The organism is Microbulbifer harenosus (assembly GCF_005771435.1).
Taxonomy (GTDB): domain Bacteria; phylum Pseudomonadota; class Gammaproteobacteria; order Pseudomonadales; family Cellvibrionaceae; genus Microbulbifer; species Microbulbifer harenosus.
The window spans coordinates 120,332-138,876 of the sequence record NZ_VANI01000004.1; the positions used below are offsets into that span (position 1 = coordinate 120,332).

The window sequence follows — 18,545 nt, forward strand, 5'->3', positions numbered from 1 at the left end:
GGTCAAACTCAATACTTGTGTTTGTGTTCTTCCGGCCCGTAGTGCGGATTTTCCTCGGTGGCAAACAGGCTGTTGGCCGGGGTGCTGGGCGTGATGCTCGGGGTTACCGGGTTGATCGCGATGGCACTGGATTCCGGCATCAGCGGCTTCGGATCTGAAGGCTTGCCCATAACCGGCTCGGGGGTGCTGATCGCCGGCGCTGATTCCTGAGTTTTCACCGCGGGTTTGCTGCCATTGGTTTTGGCGGGCTTGTCCGTTGCGGATTTGGCGGTTGCCTTTGGGCTGGCCGCCTTCTTCGGAGTGGCCTGTTTGGCCACGGTTTTCTTTGCGCTCGTTTTTTTCGCCGGCTTGTCTTCCGCGGTTTTCGCCGTCGACTTTACTTCCGCTGCGGGGGCTTTCTTTGCCGCGACTTTCTTGGCAGTCGCTTTCTTCGCAGCTGTCTTTTTCGCAGCGGCTTTCTTTGGCGTTGCCTCTTTTTTCGCTTTTGCCGCGCCGGCTTTCTTGGCAGTAGCGGTTTTCGTTACCGCCGCCTTCTTGGCAGAGGCTTTTTTGCCGGCCGCTTTCTTCTTGGGCTTGTTCGCGCCCATGGCTTTTTTACCCGCGGCTTCACCCGCCTTGCGAATGGTTTCGGCGGTTTTCACCGCCAGTTTGGCGGCGGACGCTGCGGCAGCGGCGTCAGATGCCAGCTTGGCTGCGTCCTTGGCGGACTTATCCAGTTTGGCGAGGTTGGCCTTGGCGGTATCGACTTTTTTCTTTGCGGAGGCCTTTGCCGCGGCGGTTTTGGCCTTGCTGGCGGCGGCGCGGGTGGCAGCCAGTTTATCCTTGGCTTTCTTCACCTGCGCTTGCGCACTGGCGGCATCCTTGGTGGCTTTTTTCAGAGCCTTCTCGGCATCGGCCGCTTCCTTGGTCCGCGCCTTGTCGAGTTGGGTGATGATCGAGGCAATCTGTTTTTCCAGATCGGCAATGGATACAGCGGCTTTGCGTTTGGCGGCCATGAGTCGAAATCCTGCGGTTGAATCGGGTTGTCGGAATCTGTTTGGTCGGAACCCTGGGCTCACTTCCGGCAGCGCAGCACCGCCTATCTTCCGGAGGAAAAAATCAGGGTTGAACGCTGATAATAGCGCTGTTATTTGGGAAGTGCATCCCTGATACCCTGCCGATTTTGCGCACTTTTTACCGACCCGCACCCTTCTGCTGCGTGTGCGCTCCGGCGTGCTTGCGCGCGGTGCAAAATAAATTACGCGGAAATGAAACATCCGGCGCGAATTGGCGTCTTACCCGGCAGTGTGCAGCCTCAACCTGCATGGGGTAGACTTGCCTGTCGCTGGCCGGACTCGACGTAACTGTGACCTGCCGCACAATGCGCACAGTGGTCTGGGTGTACAACAGCAGAGAAGGGTGGACGGATCTGTAGCCCTGCTCGATATAAAATTTGCTTCACGGAAATAAAGAGAACTTTCTCATGAATAAAACTTCTTTGGCTGCTGCGGTTGCGCTGGGTATTGCACTTGTCGGCTGTAACAAACAGGAATCCGCGAGCAGCGCGGATATCAAGCTCGAATCCCAGGAGCAGAAGGTCAGCTATATCATCGCCGAAGATATGGCCAACCGCCTGAAATCCCAGGATGTCGCGCTGGACCCGAAAATTGTCGCCATGGCGCTGGAAGATGTGGCCAGCGGCCGCGAGTCCCGCCTGAGCGAAGAAGACAAGCAGCAGGTGATCCAGGTATTCCAGGAAAACATGCAGGCCAAGCAGAAAGAGCTGATGGCTAAGCAGGAGGCTGAATTCAAGGCCGCCGCTGACAAGAACCTGGAAGACGGCAAGAAATTCCTGGAAGAAAACGCCAAGAAAGAAGGCGTAAAAACTACCGACTCCGGCCTTCAGTACAAGGTGATCACCGAGGGTAGTGGCCCGAGCCCCAGCGAAACCAGTGTGGTGGAAGTCGACTATAGAGGCACCCTGATCGACGGCACCGAGTTCGACAGCTCCCACAAAAACGGCAAACCGGTGCAGTTCCCGGTAAACGGCGTGATCAAGGGCTGGACCGAAGCGCTGCAGCTGATGAAGGAAGGCGCCAAGTGGGAACTCTACATTCCCTCTGACCTGGCCTACGGCCCGGGCGGTGCGGGCGGCCTGATTGGCCCCAACTCCACCCTGATTTTTGAAGTGGAGCTGCACAAAGCGGACGTCAGCAATGATGAAGGTGCCGCGGAGCAGAACGCGCCGGAAGAAGGCAAGGCAGACGACGGCCACAACCACTAAGGTCAGTGCCGCGAAGCGTTATGCGCAAGCAATAAAAAAGGGGCCGCGGCCCCTTTTTTATGTGCCAGAGAAATCACTCAGGCCAGTTGATTTTTGTGTGCGGTGTGCAGTGTGTCGATCATGCGATCTTCCGCCGCGAAGCGGGTTTCCAGAGCAACGCCCAGCTCGGAGAGATCCTGCGCGAGGGACCCGAGATCGTCGGTCTCCTGATACTTGTCGTTGAAGTCCACGGCCACGTCGGTGGTGGCGTCGATTTCCCGGTACAGCGCTTTCGCCTGCTGCAGGCCCTCGCTGTCGCCGAATGCCTGACCTTCCTGGATCAGCTGGTCGTACACTTCGAAGTGGCCGGCGGATACGTAGTCCACCAGCTGCTGGCACAGGGTGCGCACACCGGCTTCCGCTTCCCGGTTGCCATCGGCGATTTCCTTTTTCTCCGACAGATGGCAAAAGCTCACCAGCAGTGCCTGCCGGGAGTGTAGCCAGCGGTCAATAATCTGGCTGACACCGCCCCAGCGCTCCTGCGCGTTTTTACAGTTTTCCAACATCTCCAAGTTTCCTTTTGTGACTTCTACAACCACTTACTGGAATGTAGAAGCTTATGCCGCCGGCGGCAAGGAGAACGCGGGGAAAAACGTCACAATGAAAAAACGTCGGATCCCTCAGCCGACAAACAGCGGTAGCAGCAGCGCGGTCAATGCTCCGCACAAACCCATGGCCAGCGCGGAAAACGCGGCGCAGAGGGCGCTGATCTCCAGTGCGCGCACGGTGCCGATGGCGTGGGCATTGATCCCGAGGCTCAGTCCCATCACACGTTCGTCTGCGATACCCAGCAATCGCAGCAGGCCAGGGCCAAACACCGCGCCCACAATACCGGTAAACGCCACCACGCCGGCGGCAAGGCTCTGGATGCCGTGCAGCTCCTGAGCCAGCGCCAGCGCTACTGGCGTGGTTACGGACTTGGTGGTGAGTGCAATGATGACCGTGCGACTGCCGCCGAGCAGTGCGGCAATGACCACCGCGACCAGAGGGGCTGCAATGGCGCCGACCAACAGCCCGAGCATCATGGGCCATCCTGCCCGGCGCACCATGGCCAGGTTCTGCTTCAGGGGAATCGCCAGCGCGACCACTGACGGCCCCAGCAACAGGTAAAGCAGACCGCTGCCCCGCTGGTAACCGGGAAAGTCCACATCCATCAGCCACAAGCCCGCAAACACCAGCAGGCTGCCCCCCACCACCGGGTGCAGCAGCGGAGTACCGACGCGACGGTAAAATTTGAGTCCGAGCCAGAAGGCGGCAATATTGAGTGGCAGTATTACCAGTGGGTGAGATGCCGAAAGGGGATCGGCAAATGCGCCGGCCACCTGTTGCAGTTGCGACAGCCAGCGTGGCCACGCGCCTGCCGCTTCAGTCATGCTGCCCATCTCCCGCGCCGTGCGCTGTGCGGTGCGCGATCAACCGATTCAGCAGTGCCGCGGTGAGCGCGAAGCTGATCAGCGTGCCGAGCACCATGGCGGCAACGAGGGCGAGCCAGTCACCGCCGGACAGGTCGCGCACAAAGTACACACCCACCGAGGCGGGAAGAAAAATTAACACCAGCAGGCGCAGTATCTGTTCGCTGACGGTCGCGAGCCCTGTTGGCACACGCCCATACAGCATCAGTGCCAGCATCAGCAGGAGCATACCGAGCACGGGGCCCGGCACTGGCAGCGATAACGCAGCACCGAGACTGCGCCCCGCCAGGTCAAAGACCAGCAGCAGCGCGGCGCCGAGCAGCCAGTGCAGAAATTTCTTGAGCCGCGCCATGGATATTCAGCGCTTGCGGAACGCCTGCCACAGGCCGAACAGGATCAGCCCGACAAACCCCACAGCCGCCCAGCCGGGGATGGAGAGACCGAGCAGGGTCCACTTTACCTCGGCGCAGTTGCCGTCGCCGGTAAGCAGGGTCTTGAGGACTTCCGACATGGGGAACATTTCCACCATATAAGTGATGCCGGGGCCGCAGGCTGGCACCTGGTCTTCCGGCAGGCTCTGCAGCCACAGCTGGCGGCCGGAGAAGTACAGGCCGCCCAGTGCCCACAGGGAGACCAGCAAGCCGTAGATACGGCGGCCGATGACCTTGGGGTTGTGCAGGAAGGCGATCAGGGAGACCAGGCCCACACCGAGGAACATGACGCGCTGGGTGATACACAGCGGGCAGGGCTCGAGCCCCATGGCGTATTCCATATAGAACGCGGCGGCGAGTACGAAGATGACCGCGAGGAACATCAGCAGGAAGGTGGTGCGGGGGCTTGGCAGGGTCATGGCAATTATTTTCCGGGGTAATTCTGGTTCTGGTGCTGTTGCCGGAACAGCGCGGCCTGTAGCGTCAGATCCGTATACAGTGTGTGAAATTCGCGCTCCAGCAATACACGATCTGCCTGCAGCAACGGCAGCATATCTACCAAAGGCTGCGGTCGCCGCAGTCTTTGGCCGACGCGCTCCAGGGTGCGCTGGATGACGCCGACGTCGCGATAGCCGGGCAGCAGTGTAAATTGCTCGGCGCGCTGAATAAATGCCCGAGCGTTCTCCGGGATCCACTGCTGGCGCTGGCGGAAGTTGGACCAGCAGGTGTCGACGAAGGTTTCCAGCGGTACCGGGGTCCATTGCTGCCAGCTGTCGGCGAGCAGGTGGTCGAACCAGATATCAAGGGCGATGCCGCCGAGGCGGCGCCACCGGGGGCCGAGGCGGGCGAGTGCGGAGAGGTAGGCGGGATGTTGGTCACTCAGCAGGTCGATGCGCCGGTGCAGGCGGATACCGTCTTCGATGGCCTGCGGGCGCTCACCTTTGAGGGGACCTTTGACGAAATCGCCGAGCAGTCCGCCCAGCTGCCAGTCCGGATCGGGGCCGGATAGAAGCAAGTGGGCGAGGTAGTTCATTGGGGGAGTACTTCGAACGGATTCTGTGGCGGCACCGCTACCGGGAGTTGGTGTGTGAGACGCGCCGTGAACCCATCCATGGGGGCTCTGCAAAAACATCCTGTTTTTGAAGGTCTCACACACCAACTCCCGGTATCGGCGCCTTCGCGTCGAGGTTCAAAGGTCTCGTTGGCAGAACACGTACTGCGCATAATAGCTGCCGAGATAATCCTCAAAGCTGCCCTTGTCGGCATCTTCTATGGCTTTCTGTTTTTCCAGTGACTCTTCGGCAAGCCGCTCGAACTTCGCCTGTTCTGCCGCGTCCAGCGGGCGCTCGAGGAAGTACTGGCGGTGCTGTTCGGCCTTGGCTTTGGCCCACTGGAAGAAGGTCTGCCCGTGCTCGTGCATTTCCGCGAGCATCTGCGCGGCGGGGGTCGGGGTAATGCCTGCGATCTTGTCGCGCTGGGCGCTGACCGCGCGCTGGTAGTCGTGGCTGGCCCAGGCCTGATCCAGCAGGTCGGCCATGGGGCTGATCTGGTCGAGAAGTTCGTCCGCCCAGTCGGTGAGTTTGCGCTCGCCGCCATTGTGGATCAGCTGCAGTTCCGGGTCGCGGCCGCGGTAAACGATGCGCGCCTGGTTTTCCTGTACCGCGCGGTAGTCGGCGCTGTCGGTCTGCGGGCTGTCGGTGAGCAGGCAGTGCAGCAGGAAGGCGTCGAGGAAGCGCATCTGCGGCGCTTCAATGCCGAGCGGCACAAAGGGATTGAGGTCGAGGCAGCGGACTTCGATGTACTCGACACCGCGGGCGTCGAGGGCAGACAGCGCGGTCTCACCCATACCGGCGGGATTTTTCGGGCGGATCGCGGAGTAGAACTCGTTTTCGATCTGCAGCAGCCCGGGAGACAGCTGCTGATATTCGCCGCTGGCATCCTTCACACCCAATTCGAGATAGGGCGGATACGGCAGGCTGATGGCGGTGCACAGGGTGACGAGATAGCTCTGCAGATCGTTGTAGCAGACGATGAGGGATTTCTGCGCGTCGCTGGTGTAGCCGAGGTCGCCCATGCGCAGGGAGGTGGCCTGAGGGGCGTAGAGGCTGCGGCCGTCGCCGTCGAAGGGCTGCAGGCTGTGCTGGCGGTTCTGCACAAAAGTGCCGCACACCGCCGGCGCGGCGCCGAACAGATAGATCAGCAGCCAGTAGTGGCGGCGGAAGTTGCGGATCAGGTCGAAGTAGCGGCGGGTTTTGAAATCCTGCAACGATTCGTCACTGCCTTCTTTGTCCCGCAGCCACTGCCAGAAGTTGTCCGGCAGTGAGAAGTTGTAGTGAATCCCGGCAATAGTCTGCATGGCGCGCCCGTAGCGCAGGCCGAGACCCAGCCGGTAGATCGTCTTCATGGTGCCGCTGTGGGAGCTGCCGTAGCGGGCCACGGGAATGTCCGCGTCGCGGCCGATGCGCCCGGGCATGCTGTTCACCCACAAGCGCTCTTCGCCCATCTGGCTGTAGGTGAAGCGGTGGATCTGGTCGAGCTTCTCCAGCGCCTGCTCCGGTGTCGCCACCGGCGGGGTGATGAACTCCAGCAGCGCTTCGGCGAAATCGGTGGTGATGCAGTCGTGGGTGAGTGCGGAGCCGAGGCCCAGGGGGTGGTCGGTCTGCGCCAGCTCGCCCTCGGGGGTCACCCGCAGGCTCTCTTTTTCGATACCGCGGCGAATGCCCTTTAGCAGGGACAGGGCTTCCGGCTGGGCCAGTTCGGCCAGGTTGAATGTGGGCACTGGGATCTCCTGTGCGCAGCCGGTCGGTTATTTCGCCGGATATGCCGCGATCGGGGGTGTCTGCTTATTCCGCCTAAGTGGGGGCACAGAGTCACAACTCAAGGGCGCGTGTTTCAAAAGAAGAGCATCAGATCTGGCTGACGACGGATTCCGGGGGCTGCTCTGGCTCGATCTCCGGTGTGTCGCCCGGGTACTGGTCCGGGTCGATCTCCGGCTGAGGGTCCGGTTCCACTTCCGGTACCGGCTGCGGGTCTACTTCCGGATTGTGCTCCGGCGGAACTTCACTGGGGTCCGGCTGTGGCAGTTCTTCCGGATCGCCACCCTCTTCCGCTACCGCTCCCTCCTGTTCGTCCGCCACATACAGCGGCTCGTCGCTCAGGGCGTCGGCGGGAATCTGGGGGTTTTTCTTGGTGTCGAGTCCGCATTCGAGCAGTTCGATGCGCAGGGTGACGTCGCGGGTATTGGCCTCGAACATCTGGTTGATGGCGACATCCTTGTATTCGGTACGGAACAGCCGGGCGCTATCGCGGCCGTCGATCCATTCGTTGCTTTTGCTCAAAAACTGCTGGTGCTGATTGGTCAGCACGTAAACATGACTCATGCGGGGAGGGAACTCTGTTCAAACATGAGGGGGAGTTTAGCGGCGGTGGGGGTGGGGCTCAAGAATTGTGTCGGGATTGGGCGGGAAGTGAACGTTTCTGACTGTAGGAGCCTGCTTGCAGGCGAATCGTGCTCCGATGTGGCCCCGGTGGCGGTGCCGCTAGCCGGTACAGCCTTGTGAGACACGCCGTGAACCCATCCCTGGGGGCTCTTCCGCGAGGTGGCCCGGCCGCTCCAAGTATTCGCGGCGCCTTCGGCCCCTCTCGCGGACAAAGCGTAGGCTTTGGACGCCGCAGGCGCCCGAAGGGTGAGGGCCTTGGCCCGAATCAACGTCTCACAAGGCTGCACCCGCTATCGCCACCTTCGCAGCAAGCGCAGAGCTTAAACCAAAACCTTACAGCGCCTTCAGCGGGTAATGAACCGGATATGGCAGCCGCGCCGCACCACTGTCCACCGCCGCCTTCGCCACCGCCGCCGCCACTTCCGGCAGCAGGCGCGGGTCGATGGGTTTCGGCAGGATGTAATCCGGGCCAAAGCTCAGTTCCACGCCGCCGTAGCCCGCGCGCACCTCGTCCGGTACCGGCTCACGGGCCAGTCTGCGCAGCGCCTCGACGGCCGCGAGCTTCATGTCTTCATTGATGCGCGTCGCGCGCACATCCAGCGCACCGCGGAAAATGAACGGGAAGCACAACACATTGTTCACCTGGTTCGGGTAGTCCGAACGGCCGGTGGCCATGATAAGGTCATCGCGGGTGGCGTGGGCCAGCTCCGGGGAAATTTCCGGATTCGGATTCGAGCAGGCGAATACCACGGGCTTGTCCGCCATATGCGCCAGCTGCTCCGCGGTCAACAAGTCCGGGCCGGACACGCCGAGGAACACATCGGCGCCCTCGATAGCGTCGTCCAGGGTGCGCATCTCGGTATCCCGCGCCCACTCGCCCTTGTAGGCGTTGATGTCTGTGCGCCCGGAGTGGATCACGCCGCGGCTGTCGAGCATGGTGATGTTGTGCTTTTTCGCCCCGGCGGCCAGCAGCAGTTTGCAGCAGGCCGTGGCGGCGGCGCCGGCGCCGAGGCACACGATGCGCACGTCGCCGATGTTTTTGCCCTGGATCTCCAGCGCATTCAGCATTCCCGCCACGGTGACAATGGCAGTGCCGTGCTGGTCGTCGTGGAACACCGGTACCGAGCAGCGCTCGATCAGTGCCTCTTCAATGTGGAAACACTCCGGCGCTTTGATGTCCTCGAGATTGATGCCGCCGAAGGTATTGGCGATGGCGGCGACGGTCTCGATAAAGCGCTCGGGACTGGTGGTGTCCACCTCGATATCCACCGAGTTGATACCGGCAAAGCGCTTGAACAGCAGGGACTTGCCTTCCATCACCGGCTTGGAGGCCAGTGGGCCCAGGTTGCCGAGGCCGAGAATGGCCGTGCCGTTGGAAATGACCGCCACCAGGTTGCCCTTGCCGGTATACAGGTACGCGGCCTCCGGGTCTTTGGCGATTTCGCGCACCGGCTCGGCGACGCCGGGGCTGTAAGCGAGGGACAGGTCTTCCTGGGTCTGGGCGGGGGTCGTCAACTCCACCGAGAGTTTGCCCGGTGTTGGCAGGGCGTGGTAGTCCAGCGCTGCCTGGCGCAGGGAGTAGGTCATGGGGATGTCGTCTCTTTGGTCTGGAATGCGCGACCGGCGTACTGCAGCCGGGCGCGGTTTACAGCGGATGTATTGATTTTATTGTGGGGTGGGCGGTGTGCTCGCTCCCCTATCCGAGGCGCGAAGAATAGCCGAGACGACCGGAAGTCCACAAGCTCAAAAACTGAGCTTGCCAGTCATTTCCTACTAATTTCGATAGTAAATTCTGAGTCCGATGCAACAAACCATCTTTTATGGTTCTTGTTTTGGGATGAATATTTTGCTCCGCGGTCCACTAGCCAGCCTTTCACTTCTATTTTTCGCCCTTGCCAATTGCGCCCGCTCACGTGGCCATAATCCCGTTCGGGTTGCAGGCGCACTGCCACCGGGCCATCCAGTTCAAGCCACACAAACTGGTTTTTCTCCACCTCTTTCACGGTGCCGGTGAGCAGGACAAAACCGCCGTCGCCAGGCCGGATGTCCGCCGCTTGAAGCACCGGCCACACTCCGGGAGTCCAGACGCCGCGGTGGGCATCCTGCGCCTCCTGTTCGCGACTGGAAAGGCACTCGGCCAGCGACAGATTGGGAGCAACGGCGATATGAAAGGCGAGCCCGGCGGACAGCAGTGCCGACTCCAGGCTGTCGCCGCGGTGGTTGTAGACGTGCGCCAGCACCCGGCCGTGATTGTCGCGGCGGTCGCGGTCGTAGACCAGCTCCAGGTCACCGCCGGAAAGAAAGCGCTCGGTGAACTCCTTCGCTTCCCGCGCCAACGGTTGCGCCCGCCGCCCGCCGTGAGCCAGCTCCGGCGCGTTCACGCCGATAAGGCGCACGCGGCGGCCGTCTTTAAGGCGCAGGGTATCGCCGTCCACCACCTTCTTCAGCGCCACGATCTCGTCCGCTTCGCCCAGTACACAGTCAGCGTGCGCCGGCAGCAATGTCGCCAGCAGTAAAAAGCACGCATAAAAAAAGGCACTCAGGGGGGCCCTGAATGCCTTTTGGGTCACCGGGAACAAATGGATCATTCCGGTGCGCGGCGCGCCGACGCTTACTTGGAAATGCGGCTGCCGAAACGCTTCTTGAAGCGGTCCACACGACCACCGGTGCTCGCCTGTTTCTGCTTGCCGGTGTAGAACGGGTGGCAGTTGGAGCAGACGTCGAGCTGGATGTCCTTGCCCAGGGTGGAGCCCATTTTGAACTCGTTGCCGCAGGAGCAGGTAGCTGTGATTTGAACGTAATTCGGGTGGATATCGGTCTTCATGATGGCCTCTTTTCGACACCGCCACCTGGTCATCTGCCGGGCACGGGATCGTCATTGGTGCAGGGGATGACTCCCCGGGCTGTTTAAAAAGTCGGCGCATACTACCAGATTAGCTCGCCTATTCAAGCGGAACCTGTCCTGCTCTCGCGCCACCGCGCGGATCGCGACGCCACTGGGGTATCATGCGCGTTTTGTGAGGATACCAAGGGGGGCGCTTTGGGGGTTGTGGCGGATGAGTCAGGTTCATTGCAAGGTACAGTGGCGATCTTGCGCCTCGCGGTGCCGGTACCCCTGCGCCGCCTGTTCGACTACCTGCCACCCCAGGGACTCGGTGCCGATGACCTGCGCCCGGGGCAGCGCTATCTGGTGCCCTTCGGCAGCCGCGATCTGGTGGCGGTGCTGGTGGAGGTGGTGGCGGAGTCGCCGCTTGCCGAGCTGAAGCCCGCCGGCGAGCGCATCGACCGCCAGCCCATCTTTGATACACGCAGCCGCCAGTTTCTGCAGTGGGCGGCAGACTACTACCAGGCTCCGGTGGGCGAACTTTACGCCGCCGCCCTTCCCGTCGCGCTGCGCAAGGGCAAACCGGCGGATCACTGGGCGGAACAGTGGCTGGAGCTCACCACGGAAGGCAAGGGTCTGCCGGAGACCGCACTGGCACGGGCCAAAAAGCAGCAGGAGTTGCTACAGCTGCTGCTGAAAACCAACCGCCAGAGCCGCACGGCGTTGAACGCCCGCGGCCTCAACGCCCCGGTGTGCAAGGCGTTGGTCGAGCGCAAGCTGGCGCGCTGGGTCAGCGGTCCTACCGCGCCGCCACCGCTGGAAGCGGTTGAGCCGCAGCCGGTGCCGCAATTAAATGACGAGCAGCGCCAGGTGATCGACGCGGTCCCCGCCAGCGGTTTCAGCGCTTCGCTGCTGGAAGGCACCACCGGTAGCGGCAAGACCGAGGTCTACCTGCGTCTGATGGCGCGCGCGCTCAACCAGGGCAATCAGGCCCTGTTGCTGGTGCCGGAGATCGGCCTTACCCCTCAGACCCTGCGTCGCATCGCCGCGCGCTTTCCGGATTTCCGCATCGCCGCGCTGCACTCGGGCCTCGCCGACGGCGAGCGCGCCCGCGCCTGGCTGTCGGCGGCGAGCGGCGTGGCGGATATTGTCATCGGCACCCGTTCGGCGATCTTCACCCCGCTGCCGCGCCTCGGCGTGATCCTGATCGACGAGGAGCACGACGGCTCCTTCAAACAGCAGGACGGCGTGCGCTACTCCGCCCGCGATCTGTCCGTGGTACTGGCAAAAAACGCCGATGTGCCGGTGTTGCTGGGCTCGGCGACGCCATCGCTGGAGAGTCTGCACAATGCGCTCTCCGGCCGCTACCAGCACCTGCGCCTGCGCCACCGCGCCGGCAATGCGCGCCCGCCCGAGATCAGTGTGGTGCCGACCCTGCATCAACCGTTGCAGGAAGGCTTCGCCCCCCAGGTGCTGCGGCATATCGGCGATACCCTGAACCGCGGCGAACAGGCGCTGGTGTTCATCAACCGCCGCGGCTATGCCCCGGCGCTCACTTGCGACGACTGCGGTTGGCTCGCCGACTGCCCGCACTGCTCCGCCAAGCTCACCCTGCACCGGCGGAGCCGCCACCTGCGTTGCCACCACTGCGACTATCGCATGCGCGAGGTGACGAGCTGCCCCCAGTGCCACAGCCGCAATCTCAACGCCCTGGGTGCGGGCACCGAGCGCAGTGAGGACTTCCTTACCCACAGCTTCCGAAATTTCCCGGTGATTCGCGTCGACCGCGACACCACCGCCACCAAGCAGGCGCTGGACAAGCTGCTGGAACCCGCGCGCAATGGTGAGCCCTGCCTGCTGCTGGGTACCCAGATGCTGGCCAAGGGCCACCACCTGCCGAAAGTCACCCTGGTGGTGATCCAGGACGCCGACGGCGGCCTGTTCAGCGCGGATTTCCGCGCGCCCGAGCGCATGGGGCAGCTGCTGGAACAGGTGGCGGGGCGCGCCGGTCGCGGCGACCTGCCGGGGCATGTGCTGGTGCAGAGTCGCTACCCCGAACACCCGCTGCTCCAACTGCTGCTGAACCGAGGCTACGGTGCCTTCGCCCGCCAGCTGATGGAGGAGCGCAAGATCGCCCAGCTGCCGCCAATGCGCGCGATGGCATTGGTGCGGGCCGAGTGCGAGGAACCGCGATGGGCGGAGGAATTTCTCGCCAATGCGCGCAATTATCTCGAAGCGCTGGCGCCGAGCTCGCCGGAGCTGCAGTACCTGGGGCCGGTACCTGCGCTGCTTGAGCGCAAGTCCGGCCGCTACCGCTTCTATATCCAGATCACCGCCGACCGGCGCGGCCTGCTGCAGCAGCTGCTCACCCGTTTCTGTCAGTGGGCGGAGGGGAATCGCAACCGGCGTCTGCGTTGGGCGGTAGACATGGATGCCCAGGAATTATCTTGAGGTCGGCGGACATGCCTGAACGCAGGGGTTACAATTCCCGACCCGCAGAATAATCGCGAAAAAGATCGAGAGAGCATTCATGGCCCGCCGCAATACCCGCCGCCCGCAATCTTCCGGCAAACCCGCCTGGGTCTGGTTTGTGCTCGGCAACTTCGTCGGCGGCTTTGCCGTGTTCATCTTTCTGCTGAGCGATCTCAAAACCGAAAAGACCAAGGTGACCGGCACCGGCAAATCCGCGCCGCAGGCGCAGGCGCCCGCGGAGGCCAAGCCCAAGTTCGATTTCTACAAACTGCTGGAAGAGAGCGAAGTAAAGGTCGCACCGCCGAAAAACCAGCAGGTGCGCGTGCGCGAGACCGACAATGGCGCCGGCAACAAGCCAGCGGAAAAGGAAGAAGCGCAGCCGGATCTCGTGTACATCCTCCAGGCCGCCAGTTTCCGCGACAAGGAAGAAGCCGAGCGCCTGCGTGCGCAACTGATGCTCGCCAACCTCGACGTCAAAGTGGAATCCGCCACCGACAGCCGCGGCACCTGGCACCGGGTCCTTGTCGGCCCCTATACCAACCGCTCAAAAGTCGCCAAGGCCCGCAGCATCCTCGCCGAGCACCGGCTGATGCCACTGGTACTGAAGCGCCCGGCACAGGGGTGAGCGCGAAGGGCTAGTCCGTTTCCACCAACCTGCGCGTAATCCGATGCGCCACCGGCGCAATAATGGAGATCAGTGGAAACGCAATTACCCACGCCACCAGCCAAGCGTGAAACCAGCGGGTCAGGAAGCCCTCGGTAATCCCAGTGTTCATTACCGTAATCACCCCGGACATCAGTGCCGACATAAACAGCGACATGAACAACGCGAAAACCAGGGTGTAGTAACGGCGTTTCAAACGGGCCACAGGCGAACCTCCCAGTACCTCAGAAGATGGCGGATTATAGGCGCCTCACACAAAAGTTGAAATTCGCCCCCCTCGACCACATTTAGAGCTTCTGACCCAGCAAACACAGAGGCACCAGTGGAACAGTATCGCGGCACAACCATTCTCTCCGTGCGCCGGAACGGCAAAGTCGTCATTGGCGGTGACGGCCAGGTCTCCATGGGCAACACCATCATGAAAGGCAACGCCCGCAAAGTGCGCCGCCTCTACAATGACAAAGTCATCGCCGGATTCGCCGGCGGCACCGCCGACGCCTTCACCCTGTTCGAGCGCTTCGAAGCCAAACTCCAGGCCCACAACGGCCAGCTCACCCGCGCCGCCGTCGAACTCGCCAAAGACTGGCGCACCGACCGCGCCCTGCGCAGGCTGGAAGCTCTGCTCGCCGTCGCCGACGAAACCGCCAGCCTGATCGTCACCGGCAACGGTGATGTGATCCAGCCGGAAGACGATCTGATTGCCATCGGCTCCGGCGGGCCATTTGCGCAATCCGCCGCACGCGCGCTGCTGGACAACACTGATATGGATGCGCGCAGCATCGTCGAGCAGGGTTTGAAGATCGCCGGTGATATCTGTGTGTACACCAACCAGAATCACACGATTGAAGAATTGAATTACTGACAACTGAAATTGCTGACGAAGTAATCCGCCACGAATCGAAGGGCGGGCGCCGGGGAACAGGTTTCAGGACTGTCGCAAACAGGGACGTTTGCGACAGAGCGTACAGGGATGTATTCACCGCGGTCCTGAAACCTGTTCCCCGGTGACCGGCCGCCACCGCGCCAGCTTAGAACAAGCGGTGCCAGAAAAAATACCGAATGTTCGCCTGCAGGCAGGCTCCTACAGAGTGAGCCGTGTGGGCTTGAAAATACGAGTTTTGTTATGTCCATGACCCCCAGAGAAATCGTCCACGAACTCGACCGCCACATTGTCGGCCAGCACGACGCCAAGCGCGCCGTCGCCATCGCGCTCAGAAACCGCTGGCGCCGCATGCAGGTCAACGAAGAACTGCGCGCGGAAATCACCCCGAAAAACATCCTCATGATCGGGCCCACCGGCGTCGGCAAAACCGAAATCGCCCGTCGCCTCGCCAAACTCGCCGGCGCACCCTTTATCAAAGTCGAAGCCACCAAATTCACCGAAGTCGGCTACGTCGGCCGCGATGTCGAATCCATCGTGCGCGACCTCGTCGAAATGGCCGTGAAACTCGAACGCGAGCGCGCCATGGAATCCGTCAAACAGCGTGCCATGGACGCCGCCGAAGAGCGCGTACTCGACGCCCTGCTGCCCCCCGCACGCAACACCGAACCCGGTGACAGAGACTCCGGCACCCGCCAGGTGTTCCGCAAAAAACTGCGCGAAGGCGAACTCAACGACAAGGAAATCGAAATCGACGTCTCCGCCGCTCCCGTCGGTGTCGAAATCATGGCGCCCCCCGGCATGGAAGAAATGACCAACCAGCTGCAGGGCATGTTCTCCAACATGTCCAAAGGCAAAACCCAGAAGCGCAAGCTCACCGTCAAAAAAGCCCTCAAACAGCTCACCGACGACGAAGCCGCGAAAATGATCAACGACGAAGAGATCAAGACCCGCGCCATCCAGTCCGCCGAGCAGAACGGCATCGTGTTTATCGACGAGATCGACAAGGTCGCCAAACGCCAGGGCAACAGCGGAGCCGACGTCTCCCGCGAAGGTGTACAGCGCGACCTGCTGCCGCTGATCGAAGGCTGCACCGTCACCACCAAATACGGCATGTTGAAGACCGACCACATCCTCTTCATCGCCTCCGGCGCCTTCCACCTGGCCAAGCCGTCCGACCTGATTCCGGAACTGCAAGGGCGCCTGCCGATTCGCGTGGAACTGAGCTCGCTCACTTCCCAGGATTTCCAGCGCATCCTCACCGAGCCGAGTGCCTCGCTCACCGAACAACAGAAAGCACTGCTGGCCACCGAGGGTGTCGACCTGAGTTTCACCGAAGACGGCATCCGCCGCATTGCGGAAGTGGCGTACGACGTGAACGAATCCACCGAAAATATCGGCGCGCGCCGCCTGCATACCGTGCTGGAGCGACTGCTGGAAGAAATTTCCTTCGCCGGCGGTGACGGCGATACCAGCGTGACCATCGATGCGGCCTATGTGGACAAGCATCTGGGTGAATTGAGTAAAGACGAAGACCTCTCACGCTTTATTCTCTGATCGCGCTTCACCCTGTAGGAGCCTGCCTTGCAGGCGAATCGTTCGAAGCTCCGGACCGTTCGCCTGCAAGGCAGGCTCCTACAAGGCCACTCACCCCGGAATTTTTCATGCAGCCGCCGAAAAAAATTCGCCTCGACCAGGCCGATAAAAAACTGATTCTTGAATATCCGGACGGAGCGTTTGTACTCCCGGCCGAATATCTCCGCGTCTATTCCCCCAGCGCCGAGGTGCGAGGCCACGGCATCGGTGAAGGCACACTGGTCAGCGGGAAAATGCATGTGGGTATCGACAGGGTCGCCTCCGCCGGTCGCTACGCCCTGCAGATTTTTTTCGACGACGGCCACGACAGCGGCATCTACACCTGGGCCTATCTGCGCGAATTGTGCGAGACACAGCCGGAAAAATGGCAGGCCTATCTCGAGTGCCTGCAGCGCGAAGGCAAGGGCCGCGACCCGGATGAAAGCCCGGTGAAATTCATCGGCTGAACGGCAAATCTCTCACCGCCGTGGATTGTGACCCGAATCCCGATTCACGAAATCTTCATCCACCCGTCACACAGGCAGGTCCACCTGTCACTTCGCTGTCACCTCCGGCCGTTTAAATCCCTGCGCAAAATAATTTTGAGCTTGGGGGCTTGAACGATGATTCCATTTACCAAAACACCGCTAGCGCTGAAGCTGGGTGTGATTCTTGCCGCGTTTGCACTGCTGCCCGCATGCAGCGACGATAACGACCGCAACGACCCACCGGTGGTCACCCCGGACCCGGGTCCCGGCGATGGCGGCGGTGAAACACCGGAGCGCACCCTGAGCTTCACCGGCGTCGCCGCACCGGCCAGCGATATGGAAAAACGCCAGATCCTGGCGTCGCCGAAAGTCGCCGTAAACGGTGAGGAATACGACATCGGCTTCCACACCCTGCTGCGCTCCGGAGACTCGGTCAACAGCACCGTGGTGTTCGGCCAGCTGGTGGATGCCGCCGGCCAGCCGCTGTACGACGAAGACGGCCTGCTCAAGATCACCGACGCCAACGAGCACACCTCTCTGCTGCCGATCGGCGACCGCCTGTTCTCCGTGTCGCAGATGGAAACCCGCCCCGGCGCCATGTTCCTGATGGAGCTGGACCAGAATCCGGAGACCGGCGAGCTCAGCACCAAAGACCTGTGGCAGGTCGACCAGTCCGGTGTGGATGGTGGCTGGGTGCACTGCGCCGCCTCTGTCACTCCGTGGAACGCGCACCTCGCGTCCGAAGAATACGAGCCGGACGCGCGCACCCTGCCCACCGGTGTCGAAGCGGCAGCCGACGGCTACTCCGCGGGCATGCTGGATTACTACGCCGACGACAGCCAGTGGAACCCCTACTTTTACGGCTGGAATATCGAGATCAATGTGAACGCGGAGGGCGACGTCGCACCCACCACCGATCTCGTCAAACACTACGCCATGGGCCGCCTCGCGTTCGAGCTGTCTTACGTGATGCCCGACAGCAAGACCGTGTATATGACCGACGACGGCACCAACGTAGGTCTGTACATGTTTATCGCGGATACCGCCGGCGATCTGAGCGCGGGCACCGTCTATGCGGCCAAGTGGAACCAGACTTCCGCGGAAGGTCTCGGCGCTGCCGACCTGGAGTGGGTATCTCTCGGCCATGCCAGCAACGATGAAATCAGCGCAGCGGTGCACGGCAGCGAAGGTGTGCCCGCGGTCACGTTCAACGATATCTTCGACGTGGATGCGGAAGGCTGTGTGGCAACCGCCACCAACGGCAACGAGGAGTGCCTGAGCCTGAAGCCGGGCATGGAGAAAATCGCCTCGCGGCTGGAAACCCGCCGCTACGCGGCGCTGATGGGCGCGACCACCGAATTCCGCAAGGAAGAGGGTGTCACCTTCGACCCGGATGGCAGCAAACTGTATGTGGCCATGAGTGAAGTGGGCAAAGGCATGACCGACGGTGTCGGCCATGTACAGATCGCCGAAGCGAATGCCTGCGGCGCCGTATACCAGCTGGACGTGGCCGCGGACAGCGATATCGGCTCAGACTATGTGGCGGGCAACATGTACGGCCTGATTGGCGGTATTCCTGCCGAATACCCGGCAGACAGCCCCTTCGCCAGCTACAGATGCGACGCGGACGCCATCGCCAACCCGGACAACGTCACCTTCATCACCGGCTACAACACGCTGATCATCGGTGAAGACACCGGCTCCGGTCACCAGAACGACGTGATTTGGTCGCTGAACCTGGATGACGTCGATGCCGCCGATTCCACCGCCGGTCTCACCCGCATCCAGACCACCCCCTACGGTTCCGAGACCACCTCGCCCTACTGGTACCCGAACATCAATGGCTTCGGTTATCTGATGAGCGTGATCCAGCACCCCTACGGTGAATCCGATGACGACAAACTGGCCCCGGGTTCGCTTGAACACCGTGCGTACACCGGATACGTCGGCCCCTTCCCGGCCATGGATGTGACGGCCGAGTAATCGCACACCTCCGCAAACTTTCTGCTCGTCACCCCCGCGCAGGCGGGGGGCCAGTCAACTGGATTCCCGCCTGC

19 protein-coding genes are annotated in these 18,545 nt (G+C 61.9%); 7 read left to right on the top strand and 12 right to left on the bottom strand.

Translation table 11 applies throughout. The features are described from left to right. Positions 1-8: 8 nt before the first annotated feature. The gene (locus FDY93_RS02800; protein ID WP_138234229.1) at positions 9-995 is read right to left on the bottom strand and encodes a histidine kinase; all 987 of its coding nucleotides are present in this window, start codon (positions 993-995) and stop codon (positions 9-11) included. A 467-nt stretch (positions 996-1,462) separates the two neighbouring features. Between FDY93_RS02800 and bamJ the strand changes: the two genes are divergently transcribed. Then, positions 1,463-2,263 (top strand): BamJ family beta-barrel-assembly machinery protein, encoded by an 801-nt coding sequence (gene bamJ / locus FDY93_RS02805; protein ID WP_138234230.1) that lies wholly within the window; start codon positions 1,463-1,465, stop codon positions 2,261-2,263. 77 nt (positions 2,264-2,340) lie between these two features. Here the strand turns inward: bamJ and rsd are convergent, their stop codons facing one another. From rsd to rpmE, 10 genes are all read right to left on the bottom strand, one after another. Continuing rightward, positions 2,341-2,808, bottom strand: coding sequence for a sigma D regulator (gene rsd, locus FDY93_RS02810; protein WP_138234231.1), 468 nt, complete (start codon positions 2,806-2,808; stop codon positions 2,341-2,343). A 114-nt stretch (positions 2,809-2,922) separates the two neighbouring features. Beyond that, positions 2,923-3,675 (bottom strand): LrgB family protein, encoded by a 753-nt coding sequence (locus FDY93_RS02815; RefSeq protein WP_246068434.1) that lies wholly within the window; start codon positions 3,673-3,675, stop codon positions 2,923-2,925. After that, a complete protein-coding gene (locus FDY93_RS02820; protein WP_138234233.1) occupies positions 3,668-4,066 on the bottom strand; it encodes a CidA/LrgA family protein in 399 nt (132 codons plus the stop codon). Before FDY93_RS02820 ends, FDY93_RS02815 begins: the two co-directional genes overlap by 8 nt. Before the next feature lie 6 nt (positions 4,067-4,072). Further along, entirely contained in the window at positions 4,073-4,564 is a 492-nt protein-coding gene (locus FDY93_RS02825; RefSeq protein WP_138234234.1) for a disulfide bond formation protein B, read from the bottom strand. A gap of 5 nt (positions 4,565-4,569) precedes the next feature. Then, positions 4,570-5,178, bottom strand: coding sequence for an acyl carrier protein phosphodiesterase (locus tag FDY93_RS02830; RefSeq protein WP_138234235.1), 609 nt, complete (start codon positions 5,176-5,178; stop codon positions 4,570-4,572). 156 nt (positions 5,179-5,334) lie between these two features. Then, complete coding sequence (gene gshA, locus FDY93_RS02835) at positions 5,335-6,924, bottom strand: glutamate--cysteine ligase (protein WP_138234236.1); 1,590 nt, start codon at positions 6,922-6,924, stop codon at positions 5,335-5,337. 127 nt (positions 6,925-7,051) lie between these two features. After that, positions 7,052-7,525 carry a hypothetical protein gene (locus FDY93_RS02840; RefSeq protein WP_138234237.1) on the bottom strand — a complete coding sequence of 158 codons (474 nt, stop codon included), beginning with the start codon at positions 7,523-7,525 and terminating at the stop codon, positions 7,052-7,054. 393 nt (positions 7,526-7,918) lie between these two features. Continuing rightward, entirely contained in the window at positions 7,919-9,172 is a 1,254-nt protein-coding gene (locus tag FDY93_RS02845) for a malic enzyme-like NAD(P)-binding protein (protein ID WP_138234238.1), read from the bottom strand. A gap of 176 nt (positions 9,173-9,348) precedes the next feature. Beyond that, the gene (locus FDY93_RS02850) at positions 9,349-10,173 is read right to left on the bottom strand and encodes a thermonuclease family protein (RefSeq protein WP_138234239.1); all 825 of its coding nucleotides are present in this window, start codon (positions 10,171-10,173) and stop codon (positions 9,349-9,351) included. Positions 10,174-10,196: 23 nt separating this feature from the next. Continuing rightward, a complete protein-coding gene (gene rpmE, locus FDY93_RS02855; RefSeq protein WP_105102475.1) occupies positions 10,197-10,409 on the bottom strand; it encodes a 50S ribosomal protein L31 in 213 nt (70 codons plus the stop codon). Positions 10,410-10,667: 258 nt separating this feature from the next. On the opposite strand from rpmE, the gene FDY93_RS02860 reads away from it, so the two are divergent. Both FDY93_RS02860 and FDY93_RS02865 read left to right on the top strand, forming a co-directional pair. Then, a complete protein-coding gene (locus FDY93_RS02860; protein WP_138234240.1) occupies positions 10,668-12,860 on the top strand; it encodes a primosomal protein N' in 2,193 nt (730 codons plus the stop codon). Between the two features lie 79 nt (positions 12,861-12,939). Continuing rightward, positions 12,940-13,506, top strand: a complete 567-nt coding sequence (locus FDY93_RS02865) for an SPOR domain-containing protein (protein WP_138234241.1) — start codon at positions 12,940-12,942, stop codon at positions 13,504-13,506. A gap of 10 nt (positions 13,507-13,516) precedes the next feature. Here FDY93_RS02865 and FDY93_RS02870 read toward each other — a convergent pair whose 3' ends face one another. Continuing rightward, a complete protein-coding gene (locus FDY93_RS02870; RefSeq protein ID WP_205827942.1) occupies positions 13,517-13,750 on the bottom strand; it encodes a DUF2798 domain-containing protein in 234 nt (77 codons plus the stop codon). Between the two features lie 117 nt (positions 13,751-13,867). On the opposite strand from FDY93_RS02870, the gene hslV reads away from it, so the two are divergent. From hslV to FDY93_RS02890, 4 genes are all read left to right on the top strand, one after another. After that, positions 13,868-14,407, top strand: coding sequence for an ATP-dependent protease subunit HslV (gene hslV / locus FDY93_RS02875; protein WP_138234242.1), 540 nt, complete (start codon positions 13,868-13,870; stop codon positions 14,405-14,407). A 261-nt stretch (positions 14,408-14,668) separates the two neighbouring features. After that, positions 14,669-15,982, top strand: coding sequence for an ATP-dependent protease ATPase subunit HslU (gene hslU / locus FDY93_RS02880; RefSeq protein ID WP_138234243.1), 1,314 nt, complete (start codon positions 14,669-14,671; stop codon positions 15,980-15,982). Between the two features lie 107 nt (positions 15,983-16,089). Beyond that, on the top strand, positions 16,090-16,467 hold the full coding sequence (locus tag FDY93_RS02885) for a gamma-butyrobetaine hydroxylase family protein (RefSeq protein WP_138234244.1): 378 nt from the start codon (positions 16,090-16,092) through the stop codon (positions 16,465-16,467). A gap of 156 nt (positions 16,468-16,623) precedes the next feature. Beyond that, positions 16,624-18,471, top strand: a complete 1,848-nt coding sequence (locus FDY93_RS02890; RefSeq protein WP_138234245.1) for a PhoX family protein — start codon at positions 16,624-16,626, stop codon at positions 18,469-18,471. Positions 18,472-18,545: the final 74 nt, after the last annotated feature.